We start from the raw sequence: 13,460 nt of genomic DNA, 5'->3' as shown, positions 1-13,460 counted from the left end.
CGCGGGCGTCACCATCCAGTTTGGTAAGCACAACGCCGTCGAAGCCAACTCCCTCGGCGAAGGCGTTGGCCGTGTTGACCGCGTCCTGGCCGATCATGGCGTCGACGACGAACAACACCTCATCGGGACGCACGGCATCTCGGATGTCGACCGCCTGCTGCATCATCTCGGCGTCGATGCCCAGCCGGCCCGCGGTGTCGACGATCACAACGTCGTACAGGCGACGCTCGGCCTCACCGATCGAGGCGCGGGCAACCGCGACCGGGTCTCCGACGCCGTTACCCGGCTCGGGCGCAAAGACGTGCACACCAGCGCGCTGGCCGACCACCTGCAGCTGGTTCACGGCGTTCGGCCGCTGCAGGTCGGCCGCCACGAGTAGCGGCGAGTGCCCCTGCTCCTTCAGCCACAACCCCAGCTTGGCGGCCGCCTTCGCGGCCTGCTCCTGGTCGAAGGTCTTCTCGGCCTGCTCGATCAGGGTCATCACGTCACCCATGTCGAGGATGCGCGAGGCCATCCGGTCCGGGTGGAAGAGGTCGAAGTCGGTGAGCTTCTCCCCCGCCGAGGCGAACATCACCGGCCGCCCGGTGACCGACGCGATCGACAGCGCGGCACCACCGCGGGCGTCGCCGTCGAGCTTGGTGAGCACCACGCCGTCGAAGCCGACGCCGTCGAGGAACGCCTGCGCGGTCGTGACCGCGTCCTGGCCGATCATCGCGTCGACGACGAACAGCGTCTCGTCCGGGCGCACGGCGTCGCGGATGTCCGCCGCCTGCTTCATCATCTCCTGGTCGACGCCCAGCCGGCCCGCGGTGTCGACGATGACCACGTCGTAGTGCTTGGCCTTGGCCTCGGCCAGGCCGCCGGCGGCGACCGCGACGGGATCTCCGTGGCCCGCCTGCTCGGAGCCTTCCGTCGAAACGCCCGGGTGCGGTGCGAACACCTGCACGCCGGCGCGTTCACCGACGATCTGCAGCTGGTTGACGGCACCGGGCCGCTGCAGGTCACAGGCCACCAGCAGCGGTGTATGCCCTTGGTCGCGAACCCATTTCGCCAACTTGCCGGCGAGCGTCGTCTTACCGGAGCCTTGCAGGCCGGCCAGCATGATCACCGTCGGCGGGGTCTTGGCGAACGCCAATGGACGGGTCTGGCCGCCGAGGATCCCGACCAATTCCTCGTTGACGATCTTGACGACCTGCTGAGCCGGGTTGAGCGCACCGGAGACCTCGGCACCCTTGGCGCGGCCCTTGATCCGGGCGACGAAGTCGCGCACCACGGGCAGCGACACGTCGGCTTCCAGCAGCGCCAACCGGATCTCGCGGGTGGTCGCGTCGATGTCGGCGTCGGTCAGCCGGCCCTTGCCGCGCAGCCCCTGAAGGGCGCCGGTCAACCGGTCGGACAGCGATTCAAACACGCCGTTCAGCCTAGCTTCTCGCGCGCTGGCCGCTCACCGGGCGGCGTTTGCAGCTGCGCAAGCTGGGTCAGTATCGGCGGCGGAGGAGCTATTGCCTCGCGTCGTAATTCAGCCGTGCCTGTTCGACCCGGTCCAGGTTGACAGACCACTCGGCGAGCGTCGCGAACAATGGTGCCAGGCTGCGCCCCAGCTCGCTGATCTCGTACTCCACCCGGGGCGGGACCTCAGGGTAATAGGTGCGCACGACGAGTCCGTCGCGTTCCAGTTGCCTTAGCCGCTGGGTCAGCACCTTCGGCGTGATGGTGGTGATGCGGCGCTCGAGTTCCCCGAACCGCTGCCGCCCATGCGCGTTGAGCGTCCACAGGATCGGCGTGGTCCACCTGCTGAAGATGATGTCGACCACGGGAGCGATCGGGCACGCCTGCTCCGGGGCAACCTCTGCTGTGGTCTCGATCACGCTCATCCTACTTTCCTCTAGGTACCTACTAGCCCATTGATAGTAGCGTCGCCTGTCGACTCAGGACTCAGAACAAGGGAGCGCAGATGATCGTGGTGACGGGTGCGTCCGGGAATGTGGGGCGGCCGCTCGTGCGGACCCTCCTCGACGCAGGCGAGCAGGTGACAGCCGTCTCACGACGGAGGGCCAGATTTTCGGCGTCGGTGAGATGTCACCAGGCCGACTTGGTCGAGCCGGAGAGTCTCAGGCTTGCCCTGGATGGGGCCGAGGCGCTGTTCCTGTTGACCTCTCCAGATTTCATGGCGAGTGGCGATCTCAGCGAAGTCATGAAAGTCGTTGGCGCGGTGGGTATCCGGCGAATCGTGTTGCTTTCCTCCCAGGGCGTGGGCACCGGACGACACCCCTCGGATCTGGAAGACGCCGTCACGCAGTCCGGTCTCGAATGGACGATGCTGCGGCCGGGCAACTTCAACTCCAACACGCTCCAATGGGCCGGCTCGGTCCGCACGGATCGGGTGGTCGCGGCGCCGTTCGGCGACGTCGCACTGCCGGCCGTTGACCCGGTCGACATCGCCGAAGTCGCAGCTGTCGCATTGCGCCAGCCGGGCCACGCAGGCAACATCTATACCCTTACAGGACCGGCACCGATCTCGCCGCGGCAGCAGGTTGCGGCGATCGGGGACGCCCTCGGCGAGTCGGTGCGGTTCATCGAGCAGAGTCGCGCCGAGGCGCGGAATCAGATGCTCGGATTCATGCCCGAGCCGGTCGTGGAGACCACCCTGGACATCCTCGGTGCACCGTCGCCCGCCGAGCAGCTTGTCAGTCCCGACGTGGAGCGGCTCCTGGGACGCCCGCCTCGGAGATTCGCTGAATGGGCGGAACAACACATTGCGGCGTTCAGATGACCGCCAGTGTTGTTGCCGGACTCGGCTACTCGGCTTTAACTGGCTTCGGAAACCGGTTTCACGGGCGCGGGAGCTGGCAGTACGGCGTATAGGTCGTGCTCGAGTTCGTCGCGCACGGACCTGTCTCCCGACGCCAGGGTCGGTACCACGATGCTGAACACGTCGACGACCGACGAGCCCAGAGTGGTGACCTTCGCCCACGCGATGTCCACGCCGTCGCGCTCGAACACCGCCGTCAGCCTCGCCAGCAGACCCGCCCTGTCGGTAGCGCGGATCTGCACCACCAGCTCGCCCGGTTCATGGCCGTCGGACCACAGGATTCGCGGGGGCGCCGCGGCGTGGTTGATCGGCACAGCATTCAACACCTCACCGGCGCGGGTGGTGCCGTGCTGCGCGGCGTCACGGTCACGACTGTCCAACGACGCCAGCACGTCGAGCTCGCCGTCGAGGGCAAGGATGAACTGCTGGCGCAGCAGCTCGGCGGCGGGCGGCGAACCGAAATGCGGTGAGACGACGAAGGTGTTGATCGCCGAGCCTTCGTAACCGTTGACCGATGCCGAGTGCACACGCAACGAGTTGAGCGCCAGCACGCCGGCCGCCTTGGACAGCAGACCACGCCGATCCGGCGCGATCATCGTGATGCTGTAGATGTGCGGGCTGTCAGCGGGTGTCATCTCGACGTGCACACCCACGTCGGCGGCCAGCGAAAGATGGCGCGGGTCAACGGGATCGGGCTGTGGCAGCGGCTCACCGGCCATCACCAGTCGGCAGCGGCGGACGAGGTCGCCCATCAGCGAAGCCTTCCAGTCGCCCCACACGCCGGGGCCGGTGGCCAACGAGTCCGCCTCGGCAAGCACCTGCAGCAGTTCCAGCAGCACAGGGTCGCCCTCGATCGCGTCGACCACCATTGCGATGGTCTTCGGATCTTGTAGGTCGCGTCGAGTTGCCGTGTGCGGCAGCAGCAGATGGTGGCGCACGACCTTCGACAGGATCTCCACATCGGACGGCCACAGCCCCAGCCGGGTGCCGATCTGAGTGGCCAGTTCAGCGCCGATGACGCTGTGGTCGCCGCCGCGGCCCTTGCCGATGTCATGGCACAGCGCGCCGAGGACCAGAAGGTCGGGCCGGGACACCCTGGTGGTGAATGCGCTTGCACGCGAAACGGTTTCGACGAGATGCCGATCGACGGTCCACATGTGCACCACGTCGCGCGGCGGTAGGTCGCGCACCGCACCCCACTCCGGGAACAGCCTGCCCCACAAGCCGGTTCGGTCCAGCGCCTCGATGGTGGCCACCGCGTTCGGGCCCGCAGCCAGCATCACCAGGAGATCCTTGAGCGCCTGGCGCGGCCACGGCGTGCGGAGCTCCGGGGCCGTCTCCGTCAGCCGGGCAAGCGTCGAGGCCGCCATCGGCAGACCTGTGGTGGCCGAGGCGGCGGCCACCCGCAGTATCAGGCCGGGGTCGCGTTCCGGGCGAGCGTCGCGGGCCAGGATCACCTCACCGGCGAACTCGATGACACCCTCGTCGAGGGGACGCCGCACCGGCCGCTTGAAGGCGGCCAGCCCGCGGCGGGGCAGCGCATTGGCTGCGGTGCGCAGCCCGGCGTCGACGTAGTAGCTGACGGTGCGGGCGGCGTCAGAAAGCGTGCGCGCCAAGTCGAATCGGTCACCGATGTGTAGCGCCGCGCCGATCTCGTCGGCGTGCTGGGCCAGCAGCAATTCCCTGCCGCGACCGGACACCCGGTGCAGTTCGGTGCGGACGTTGAGCAGCGCGAGGTGCGCCTCGCCCAGTGTGCCGGTCGGCGACGCCAGCGAGCGGCTCGGATAGACATCGGCGAGTTGGGCGATCGCCAGCGCATTGAGCAGTTGCACGTCGCGCAGGCCACCGCGGCCGCATTTCAGGTCCGGTTCAGCGCGGTGGGCGATCTGGCCGCTGCGCTGCCACCGGGCATGTGTGTGCTCGACGAGTTCGTCGAAGCGCGAAGCGATTCCGGTTCGCCACTGCCGGCGCGCCCCACTGATCAACAACGACGACAAATCTGGGTCACCGGCGATGTGGCGCGCTTCGAGCATCGCCAAACCGGCCGAGGTATCCTCGCCGGCGACCTTGATCGCCTCCGGCACGGTACGCACACTGTGGTCGATGCGAATGTTGGCGTCCCACAGCGGATACCACAGCAGCTCGGCGACCTGGCCGACGACGTCGTGCGGCATGTTGTCGTGCAGCAGCGTCAGGTCGAGGTCCGAGTACGGCAGCAGCTCACCGCGGCCGAGCCCGCCGGTGGCCACGATCGCGAAGCCGCTGGTTGGCGTGATGCCGATCTCGGCGGCCTTTGTGGTGAGCCAGAATTCGTGCAGGTCGAGCAGGGCGTCACGAAGCGCGGCCGAGTCGAGTTGTTTGGTGCTGCCCGCCAAGAGCTGTTCGGCCGCCGCCGCCAGGTCGGTCGCCGGGCGTAACGAACCCGCCGCCGGAGCCACCCATCGAGGGGCTCCGGCGGCGGAATCTGGTTTCTGCTCAGTCATTTCGAGTCCTCCCCCGGCCTTTACCTATTGATGCTCACACGGTGCACGGCCGGGAGACGACTACTCATTTCAGCAGGCGACTAAAGGGCGTCGGCCCCCCGCTCCCCGGTGCGAACCCGGACGACGGTATCGACGGGGCTGACCCACACCTTGCCGTCGCCGATCTTGCCGGTGCGAGCGGCCTGGACGATGACATCGACCACCTTGTCGACGGCAGAGTCATCGACCACGACCTCAACGCGCACCTTCGGCACGAAGTCGACGGAGTACTCGGCGCCTCGGTACACCTCGGTGTGACCCTTCTGGCGGCCGTAGCCCTGCACCTCGCTGACGGTCATCCCGAGAATACCCGTCTGCTCGAGGCCGGTCTTGACGTCTTCGAGCGTGAACGGCTTGACGATCGCAGTAATCAGTTTCATGTTCCTCATTCCTCCGCGCCGTGACGGGCGAGCACCGAGCTACCCCCAACTGGCACGAAATCGTAACCAGTCTCGGCGTGTTCGGCTTCATCAATGCCGCTGACCTCATCCTCTTCACCGAGACGTAGACCAATGGTGAACTTCAGGATCAACGCCAAGATAGTCGTAACGACGAACGAGTATGCGAGAACCGCGAACGCACCGACTGCCTGGCGCCACAGTTGGTCGACTCCACCGCCGTAGAACAATCCCTTCACGGCAGCGGGCGCCTCGGGGGTCGCCAGGAAACCGATCAGCAACGTGCCTGTGAGACCACCGATCATGTGCACCCCAACCACGTCGAGGGCATCGTCGTAGCCGAACTTGAACTTCAACCCCGTGGCCAGTGCGCAAATCGCGCCGCCCAGGAAACCGACCACCAGCGCGCCGAGGACGTTCACCGACGAACAGGACGGTGTGATCGCGACAAGGCCCGCCACGATGCCTGATGCGGCACCCAACGAGGTGGCCTTGCCGTCACGGACGCGCTCGACAAGTAGCCAGGCGAGCATCGCGGTACCAGTGGCCACGGTGGTGGTCACGAACGTCGACGCCGCGATACCACCGGAACTCAGCGCCGAACCGGCGTTGAACCCGTACCAGCCGAACCACAGCAGCCCGGCACCGAGCATCACGAACGGAAGGTTGTGCGGCCGCATCGGGGTTCCCGGCCAGCCCTTGCGCCTACCGAGAACGAGGGCCAATGCCAGGCCGGCGGCACCCGAGTTGATATGGACCGCCGTACCACCCGCGAAGTCGATTGCCTTGAGCTTGTTGGCGATCCAGCCGCCCGTCTCACCGGTGAAGCCGTCGAACGCGAACACCCAGTGTGCGACTGGGAAGTAGACGAAGGTCGCCCACAGGCCCGCGAAAACCAGCCAGGAGCCGAACTTCAGCCGGTCGGCAACCGCACCCGATACCAGGGCAACTGTGATGATCGCGAACATCAGCTGGAACATCACGAACACAAGCTGCGGGATCGTGCCTGCCAGCGGGATATTCACTGCGTCGGCCGCGGCAGTCCCGGTGCTCGGATCCGCGGCAACCGCGGCTTTCGCGTTTCCGGCGATCAGACCCTTCAGTCCCCAGTACTGCGTCGGGTCGCCGAACAGATCGAACTTGTCGTTGCCGAAGGACAGCGAGTAGCCGTAAAGCACCCACAACACCGTCACGACACCCATGGCACTGATGCTCATCATCAGCATGTTGAGCACGCCCTTGGCGCGAACCATGCCGCCGTAGAAGAACGCCAGTCCTGGCGTCATCAGCAACACAAGCGCGGAGCTTGCCAGCATCCATGCCGTATCCCCGGTGTCGGGGATGCCCATTATCGGAAAGCCATCCACTCGCAGTTTCCTCCTTTGACATGCCACGGCCGCAGCTTTTTACGACCGTTGACCTGTTGCAAGACAATGCTGAGTGGTTGTTTCGTCTAAGACGCTGCGGTGTTTCGCTCGTGTGAACGGATACGCGGACGACGTTTCGGCGGTGTTACATCACGTGTTTTTTGACGACTGCTTGTTACCCGAGCAGCGCATCGACGAACGCGGCGGGCTCAAATGGAGCGAGGTCGTCGGGGCCTTCGCCCAGACCGACGAGCTTGACCGGAACACCCAATTCCTGTTGCACCCGGAAGACGATCCCGCCCTTTGCCGTGCCGTCGAGTTTGGTCAGCACGACACCGGTGATGTCGACGACTTCGGCGAACACGCGGGCCTGCGGCAGACCGTTCTGCCCGATCGTCGCGTCCAGCACCAACAGGACCTCGTCAACCTCGGCGCGCCGGCTCACGACACGCTTGACCTTGCCCAGCTCGTCCATCAGACCGGTCTTGGTGTGCAGCCGACCGGCAGTGTCGATGACGACGACGTCTGCACCGGATTCGATGCCTTTGTCGACCGCGTCGAACGCCACGGATGCGGGGTCGGCGCCCTCGGCCCCGGTCACCACCTGCGCACCGACGCGCGAGGCCCAGGACTGCAGCTGATGAGCCGCGGCGGCTCGGAACGTGTCGGCGGCGCCGAGCACGACTCTGCGGCCGTCGGCGACCAGCACGCGCGCCAGCTTGCCGACCGTCGTGGTCTTGCCGGTGCCGTTCACACCGACGACCAACAGCACCGAGGGCTTGCCGTCATGCGGCAATGCCTTGATGGAGCGGTCCAAATCGGGGTGCAGCGCCTCGATCAAAACTTCACGCAGTACCGCGCGGGCATCGGTTTCTGTGCGCACGGCGCTGCTGGCCAGCCGTGAGCGCAGCGAGCTGACGACAGACTCGGTCACGACGGGTCCCAGGTCCGCGATCAGCAAGGTGTCCTCGACGGCCTCCCACGAGTCCTCGTCGAGGTCACCACCGCCGAGCAGACCCAGCATGCTGCGGCCGAGGCTGTTCTGCGATTTGGCAAGCCGACCGCGAAGCCGGTCCAGCCGGCCTTCTGGAGGGGCTATGGCCCCGACATCGGGCGCAGCAGGGGCTTCCGCAGAAACTCCGGGCGCAGCAGGGGCGGATTCGGGCTCTGCTACCGCCGGTTCTGGGAGCCGCACGTCGGCGATGGGCCGTTTGACCGAATCGCGCGGGATGGTGGCATCATCGCCGACGGCGGGTAACCCGCTGGTGTCGATGCGTTCGATCGGTTCGGCAGGCGCTGACTTGGTAAATGTGATGCCTGAAGAGGCGGAATAGCCGCCGGAGCGGTCAACGGGAGTGGCAGTGTCTGCAGACGACAAGCTGATCCGTCGGCGCCGGTACCGCACCAGGCCGAAGACCAGGGCAACGACGACCAGAACGGCAATGACCGCGATTGCGATCCACAGACTTTCCGACACCACGCCATTGTCTCAGGGGCATTAAGCAATGACGCTCGACCCCGGAGGCATGGAGACCCGCAAGCGGCGGCACATCGACGTGTGCCTGACCGACGCGGTCGACTATCAGACGGTCACCACCGGGCTGGAGCGGTACCGATTGCCGTATAACGCGCTGACGCAGACCGACCTGGGCAGCGTCGACCTGTCCACGTCGTTCCTCGGCTCGCGGCTGCGCGCCCCGGTGTTGATCGGGTCGATGACCGGCGGCGCAGAACTGTCCGGCACCATCAACCGCAACCTGGCCGCCGTGGCGCAGCGACTCGGTGTGGGCATGATGCTCGGTTCACAGCGCATCATGCTCGACAACGAGTCGGCATCGAGCTCGTTCTGCGTGCGCGACGTAGCGCCCGACGTGCTGCTGATTGGCAACATCGGATTGGCTCAGCTCAACGAAGTGGTGGTGCCCGACCTGGTCAAGGCGCTGGACCGCGTCGGCGCCAATGCGCTTGCGGTGCATACGAATCCGCTGCAGGAGGCCATGCAGCACGAGGGCGACACCGACTTTTCGGGCTCGATCTCGCGGCTTCGCGACATCGCCGGGTCGATCGGTTATCCGGTGCTACTCAAGGAGGTCGGCCACGGAATCGGCGCGGCCGCTGCCGCCGAGTTGGTGGACTGCCCGATCGCTGCGGTCGACGTGGCGGGCGCAGGCGGCACGTCGTGGGCGCGCGTGGAGCAGTTCGTCCGTCACGGCGAAATCCGCTATCCCGCGCTGGCGGAGTGGGGTATCCCGACCGCGGAAGCGGTGATGCAGGTCCGGCATACGCTGCCGGACGTACAGATCGTCGCGTCGGGCGGCATCCGCACCGGTATGGACGCCGCCAAGGTGCTGGCGATGGGCGCCGACGTGGTGGCAGTAGCGCGGCCGCTGCTGGCGCCCGCGATCGAATCACCTGCAGCCGTGGAGGATTGGCTAGAGCGCTTCCTCGACGAGCTGCTGATCTGTCTACACGGCTGCGGTGCAGCCGATTTGGCGGCCTTGCGCCGGCGCGGTGTCACCGAAATCTAGGGTAGAGAGCCTGGAGGTCGGCACAATCCACGAGACTGCACTTGTTGCGAGAAAGTGCGAGTGAGCCCCGCAGCAAGTGCAGTTTCGCGGAATCGGCAACCCGGCTTGCCGGCATCAGGTGGGCACGTCGCTAATCCCAGAGATGATCTGACGCGCCAAACGTGCAGTCACTGCGAAAACTGCTGCGATTCTTCGCAGTACGTTCACGCGCAGCGATAGCTAATTGGCGGTGCCGACGAGTTCCTGGCCCCGCATGCGTTGGCTGATCACCGCAGTGATGCCGTCGTCGCGCATCGTGACGCCATACAAAGCGTCGGCGACCTCCATCGTCGGCTTCTGGTGCGTGATGACGATCAACTGCGACTGCGACCGCAGCTGTTCGAAAAGCCCGAGCAGCCGTCGCAGGTTCACGTCGTCGAGCGCGGCCTCCACCTCGTCCATCACATAGAACGGCGACGGCCTGGCACGGAAGATGGCCACCAGCATCGCGACCGCCGTGAGCGACTTCTCGCCACCGGACAGCAGTGAAAGCCGCTTGATCTTCTTGCCTGGCGGACGCGCCTCGACCTCGATGCCGGTTGTCAGCATGTCGTCGGGATCGGTCAGCAGCAGCCGGCCCTCGCCGCCGGGGAACAACGCCGAAAACACTTCGCGGAACTCGCGTTCCACGTCGACGTAGGCCTCCGCGAACACCTGCAGGATGCGCTCATCGACGTCGGCGATGACATCGAGCAGGTCCTTGCGGGCCGCCTTGACGTCCTCGAGTTGAGTGGACAGGAAGTTATAGCGCTCTTCCAGCGCGGCGAACTCCTCGAGCGCCAGCGGGTTCACCCGGCCCAACTCGTTGAGCTCCCGCTCGGCCTTCTTGGCGCGGCGTTCCTGGGTGGGCCGGTCGAACGGCATGGGCGCCGGCGCGGTGACCTGCTCGCCGCGCTCGCGTGCCTGCTCGTACTCGGCCATCTCCAACTCCGACGGCGGAAGCGGTACGTCGGGCCCGTACTCGGCGATCAAATCCGCTGTGGCCATGCCGAACTGCCCGAGGACGTGCTCCTCGAGCTGCTCGATGCGAAGTGCCGCTTGGGCTTTGGCGACCTCGTCACGATGCAATGAGTCGGTGAGCGCGTTGATCTTGGCCCCGAGTTCGTTGACCTCTTCGCGGGCCTTCGCCAATGCGCCAGCGCGGTGCTGGCGTTCAGCGGCCACCGCATCGCGGGCGCGCGACGCTACGGCGACCGCGGCGCTCAAACGCTGCGCGACGAGGCGTCCGGACTCGGCCACCGCTGCTGCAACCGCGGCGGCGTGCAAGCGGGCCTCGCGCGCACGTTGGGCACGCAGTCGTGCTTCGCGTTCGGCTGCGGCGGCTCGGCGCAGCGAATCTGCCCGTCCACGAACGGCATTCGCGCGTTCCTCCGCAGTTCGTACGGAAAGCCGCGCTTCGACCTCTGTGGACCGTGCGACTTCCGCGGCGGCCATCGACTCCTGGCGGTCGACGGGTTCGGATTCGAATGTCGGCTCCTGCTGCGCGTTGTGCAGCCGCTGCTCGAGTTGCGCGAGTTCCTCAACGGTCTGGTTGCGGCCGGCATCGAGTTCGTTGCGCTGCTGAATCAGCCGCTGCCACTCGTCGTCGGCAGCGCGGGCGTTCTGGCCGAGCCGGCCCAGCTGCTCATAGATCGCCGAGATCGCGGCGTCGGACTCGTTGAGTGCGGCCAATGCCTGCTCCGCCGAGTCTTGGCGGGCGGACTGTTCCTCGAGAGCGCCGGCCAGCGCGGCCGACAGCTCGCCGGTTCGCTTCTCGGCCTCGGCCAGCTCGCCGCGTGCCTTCTCGACCTCCGACGTGATCTCGAGAGTGCTCGGCTTGCGGTCAGATCCGCCGCTGACCCAGCCCGCCCCGACGAGGTCACCGTCGTTCGTCACCGCGCGCAGTTGAGGGCGCGTCGCGACGAGGTCCAGCGCAGACGACAGGTCGCGGACCACCGCGACGCCGGACAGCATGGCCGTGATCGCGCCCTGCAGCCGTGCCGGCGCTTCCACTTGATGGATCGCCCATACCGCGCCGTCGGGCAGCGGCCCCACGGGAGGCGTCGCGTGGTTCGGCCAGTCGCCGAGGACGATCGCCGCACGGCCGCCGTCGGATTCCTTCAGCGCCGCGACCGCTGAGCGGGCCGCGCCAAAGTTCTCGGCGGCGACGGCGTCGGCGGCCGCGCCAAGTACGGCGGCGACCGCCGCTTCGTAACCTTGCTGTACCTTCAGCAGGTTGGCAATCGATCCGAAAAGCCCTGCGCCACCGTGGTTTCGCTGCAACCACGCAGCGCCGTCCTTACGGTCCAGTCCGACCGAGAGCGCCTCGATGCGTGCGCGCAACGACGCGACCTGACGTTCGGCGCCACGCTCAGCCGCTTGCAGTTCGGCGACGCGTTCATCGGCCAGCCGCAGCGCGGCCACGGTGCGGTCGTGGTGCTCGTCGAGGCCGACCTCGCCGGCATCGAGTTCACCCACGCGGCCCTGGATGGTCTCGAACTCTGCCTGCATCTGCTGGGCTTTAGCCGCGGCTTCCTCGATGCCGACCGACATGCGCGCCACTGTCTCGTCGATCGATTCGACGCGCGTGCGCATCGTGTCGACCTGGCCGGACAGCCGGGCCAGCCCTTCGCGGCGGTCGGCCTCCGCACGGGCGGCGGCCATGTGCGCGCGTTCGGCCTCGGCCGCGAGGCGCTCGCGCTCGGTGAGTTCGGCGCGGGCCGCTTCTAGCCGGCTACGGGATTCGGCTAGCTCCGCAACAAGCTGGCGTTCTTGAGCGGCGACCTCTTCGGCCTGGGCATCGAGGGCATCGGGGTCGGGGCCGCTTGACGTTTCGGGTTCGGCATCGAGGTGCTGTGCGCGCTCGCTGGCGATGCGCACGGTCGCGCTGACGCGCTCGGCCAGCGCCGAGAGCCGGAACCAGGTCTGCTGGGCCTGGTCTGTCCGCTCGCTGAGGCTGTTGACGGCGGACTCGTGGGCTTCGAGCTCGACGGATCTGGCGGCGAGGCGGGTGGTCAGCTCGTCGTGTTCACGGCGAAGCGTCGTCTCGGCCTGGTTGGTGTTCTCGAATTCCGCTCGCCGCGTGACCAAGTCGTCGGCGGCCAGCCGCAGCCGCGCGTCGCGCAGGTCGGCCTGGATGGTCTGGGCGCGACGGGCCATCTCGGCTTGGCGGCCGAGCGGCTTGAGCTGTCGGCGTAGCTCGGTGGTCAGGTCCGTCAGCCGGGCCAGGTTTGCCGACATTGCGTCGAGCTTGCGGACCGCCTTTTCCTTGCGCTTGCGGTGCTTGAGCACGCCTGCGGCTTCCTCGATGAATGCCCGGCGATCCTCAGGGCGCGATTCCAGGATCTCGTTGAGCTTGCCCTGGCCGACGATGACGTGCATCTCACGGCCGATGCCGGAGTCGGAGAGCAATTCCTGCACATCCATCAAACGGCAACTGGTGCCGTTGATTTCGTACTCGCTGCCGCCGTCGCGGAACATGCGACGGGTGATCGACACCTCGGAGTACTCGATCGGCAGCGCGTTGTCGGAGTTGTCGATCGTGACGGTTACCTCGGCGCGCCCGAGCGGGGCGCGCGACGACGTCCCGGCGAAGATGACGTCCTCCATCTTGCCGCCGCGCAGGGTCTTGGCGCTGTGCTCACCCATCACCCAGGTGAGCGCGTCGACGACATTGGATTTGCCCGAACCATTGGGACCGACGACACACGTGATGCCCGGTTCGAAGCGCAGAGTCGTCGGTGCGGCAAAGGACTTGAAGCCCTTCAGCGTCAGACTCTTGAGGTGCACGACGTGCCACACTACCGTCGCGCAGG

At 66.8% G+C, this 13,460-nt stretch carries 9 protein-coding genes; 2 read left to right on the top strand and 7 right to left on the bottom strand.

The window, feature by feature from the left end:
* Positions 1-1,411: signal recognition particle receptor subunit alpha (locus VJV41_RS25650; RefSeq protein ID WP_325338547.1), on the bottom strand; the 1,411-nt coding region annotated here is incomplete at its 3' end.
* Positions 1,412-1,499: 88 nt separating this feature from the next.
* On the bottom strand, positions 1,500-1,874 hold the full coding sequence (locus VJV41_RS25645) for a helix-turn-helix domain-containing protein (protein WP_325338545.1): 375 nt from the start codon (positions 1,872-1,874) through the stop codon (positions 1,500-1,502).
* An 80-nt stretch (positions 1,875-1,954) separates the two neighbouring features.
* On the opposite strand from VJV41_RS25645, the gene VJV41_RS25640 reads away from it, so the two are divergent.
* Positions 1,955-2,773, top strand: coding sequence for an NAD(P)H-binding protein (locus tag VJV41_RS25640; RefSeq protein ID WP_325338543.1), 819 nt, complete (start codon positions 1,955-1,957; stop codon positions 2,771-2,773).
* Between the two features lie 35 nt (positions 2,774-2,808).
* On the opposite strand, the gene VJV41_RS25635 is transcribed toward VJV41_RS25640, so the two are convergent.
* The 4 genes from VJV41_RS25635 to ftsY form a co-directional block, all read right to left on the bottom strand.
* Positions 2,809-5,295 (bottom strand): [protein-PII] uridylyltransferase, encoded by a 2,487-nt coding sequence (locus tag VJV41_RS25635; RefSeq protein ID WP_325338541.1) that lies wholly within the window; start codon positions 5,293-5,295, stop codon positions 2,809-2,811.
* An 80-nt stretch (positions 5,296-5,375) separates the two neighbouring features.
* A complete protein-coding gene (locus VJV41_RS25630) occupies positions 5,376-5,714 on the bottom strand; it encodes a P-II family nitrogen regulator (RefSeq protein WP_003881099.1) in 339 nt (112 codons plus the stop codon).
* A gap of 5 nt (positions 5,715-5,719) precedes the next feature.
* Entirely contained in the window at positions 5,720-7,099 is a 1,380-nt protein-coding gene (locus VJV41_RS25625; protein ID WP_325338527.1) for an ammonium transporter, read from the bottom strand.
* 175 nt (positions 7,100-7,274) lie between these two features.
* On the bottom strand, positions 7,275-8,576 hold the full coding sequence (gene ftsY / locus VJV41_RS25620; protein WP_325338525.1) for a signal recognition particle-docking protein FtsY: 1,302 nt from the start codon (positions 8,574-8,576) through the stop codon (positions 7,275-7,277).
* Between the two features lie 28 nt (positions 8,577-8,604).
* Between ftsY and fni the strand changes: the two genes are divergently transcribed.
* Positions 8,605-9,627, top strand: coding sequence for a type 2 isopentenyl-diphosphate Delta-isomerase (gene fni, locus VJV41_RS25615; protein WP_325338523.1), 1,023 nt, complete (start codon positions 8,605-8,607; stop codon positions 9,625-9,627).
* Positions 9,628-9,846: 219 nt separating this feature from the next.
* Here the strand turns inward: fni and smc are convergent, their stop codons facing one another.
* Positions 9,847-13,434, bottom strand: coding sequence for a chromosome segregation protein SMC (smc, locus tag VJV41_RS25610; protein ID WP_325338521.1), 3,588 nt, complete (start codon positions 13,432-13,434; stop codon positions 9,847-9,849).
* Between the last annotated feature and the right edge of the window lie 26 nt (positions 13,435-13,460).

Source organism: Mycobacterium sp., from assembly GCF_035274705.1.
Lineage (GTDB): Bacteria > Actinomycetota > Actinomycetes > Mycobacteriales > Mycobacteriaceae > Mycobacterium.
This window is presented reverse-complemented; position numbering and strand designations above follow the sequence as displayed.

What these genes read in the sequence shown, in the direction of transcription:
- VJV41_RS25645 (WP_325338545.1), bottom strand. Translation starts at nt 1,874, where the DNA reads ATGAGCGTGATCGAGACCACAGCAGAGGTTGCCCCGGAGCAGGCGTGC.
- VJV41_RS25640 (WP_325338543.1), top strand. Translation starts at nt 1,955, where the DNA reads ATGATCGTGGTGACGGGTGCGTCCGGGAATGTGGGGCGGCCGCTCGTG.
- VJV41_RS25635 (WP_325338541.1), bottom strand. Translation starts at nt 5,295, where the DNA reads ATGACTGAGCAGAAACCAGATTCCGCCGCCGGAGCCCCTCGATGGGTG.
- VJV41_RS25630 (WP_003881099.1), bottom strand. Translation starts at nt 5,714, where the DNA reads ATGAAACTGATTACTGCGATCGTCAAGCCGTTCACGCTCGAAGACGTC.
- fni (WP_325338523.1), top strand. Translation starts at nt 8,605, where the DNA reads ATGACGCTCGACCCCGGAGGCATGGAGACCCGCAAGCGGCGGCACATC.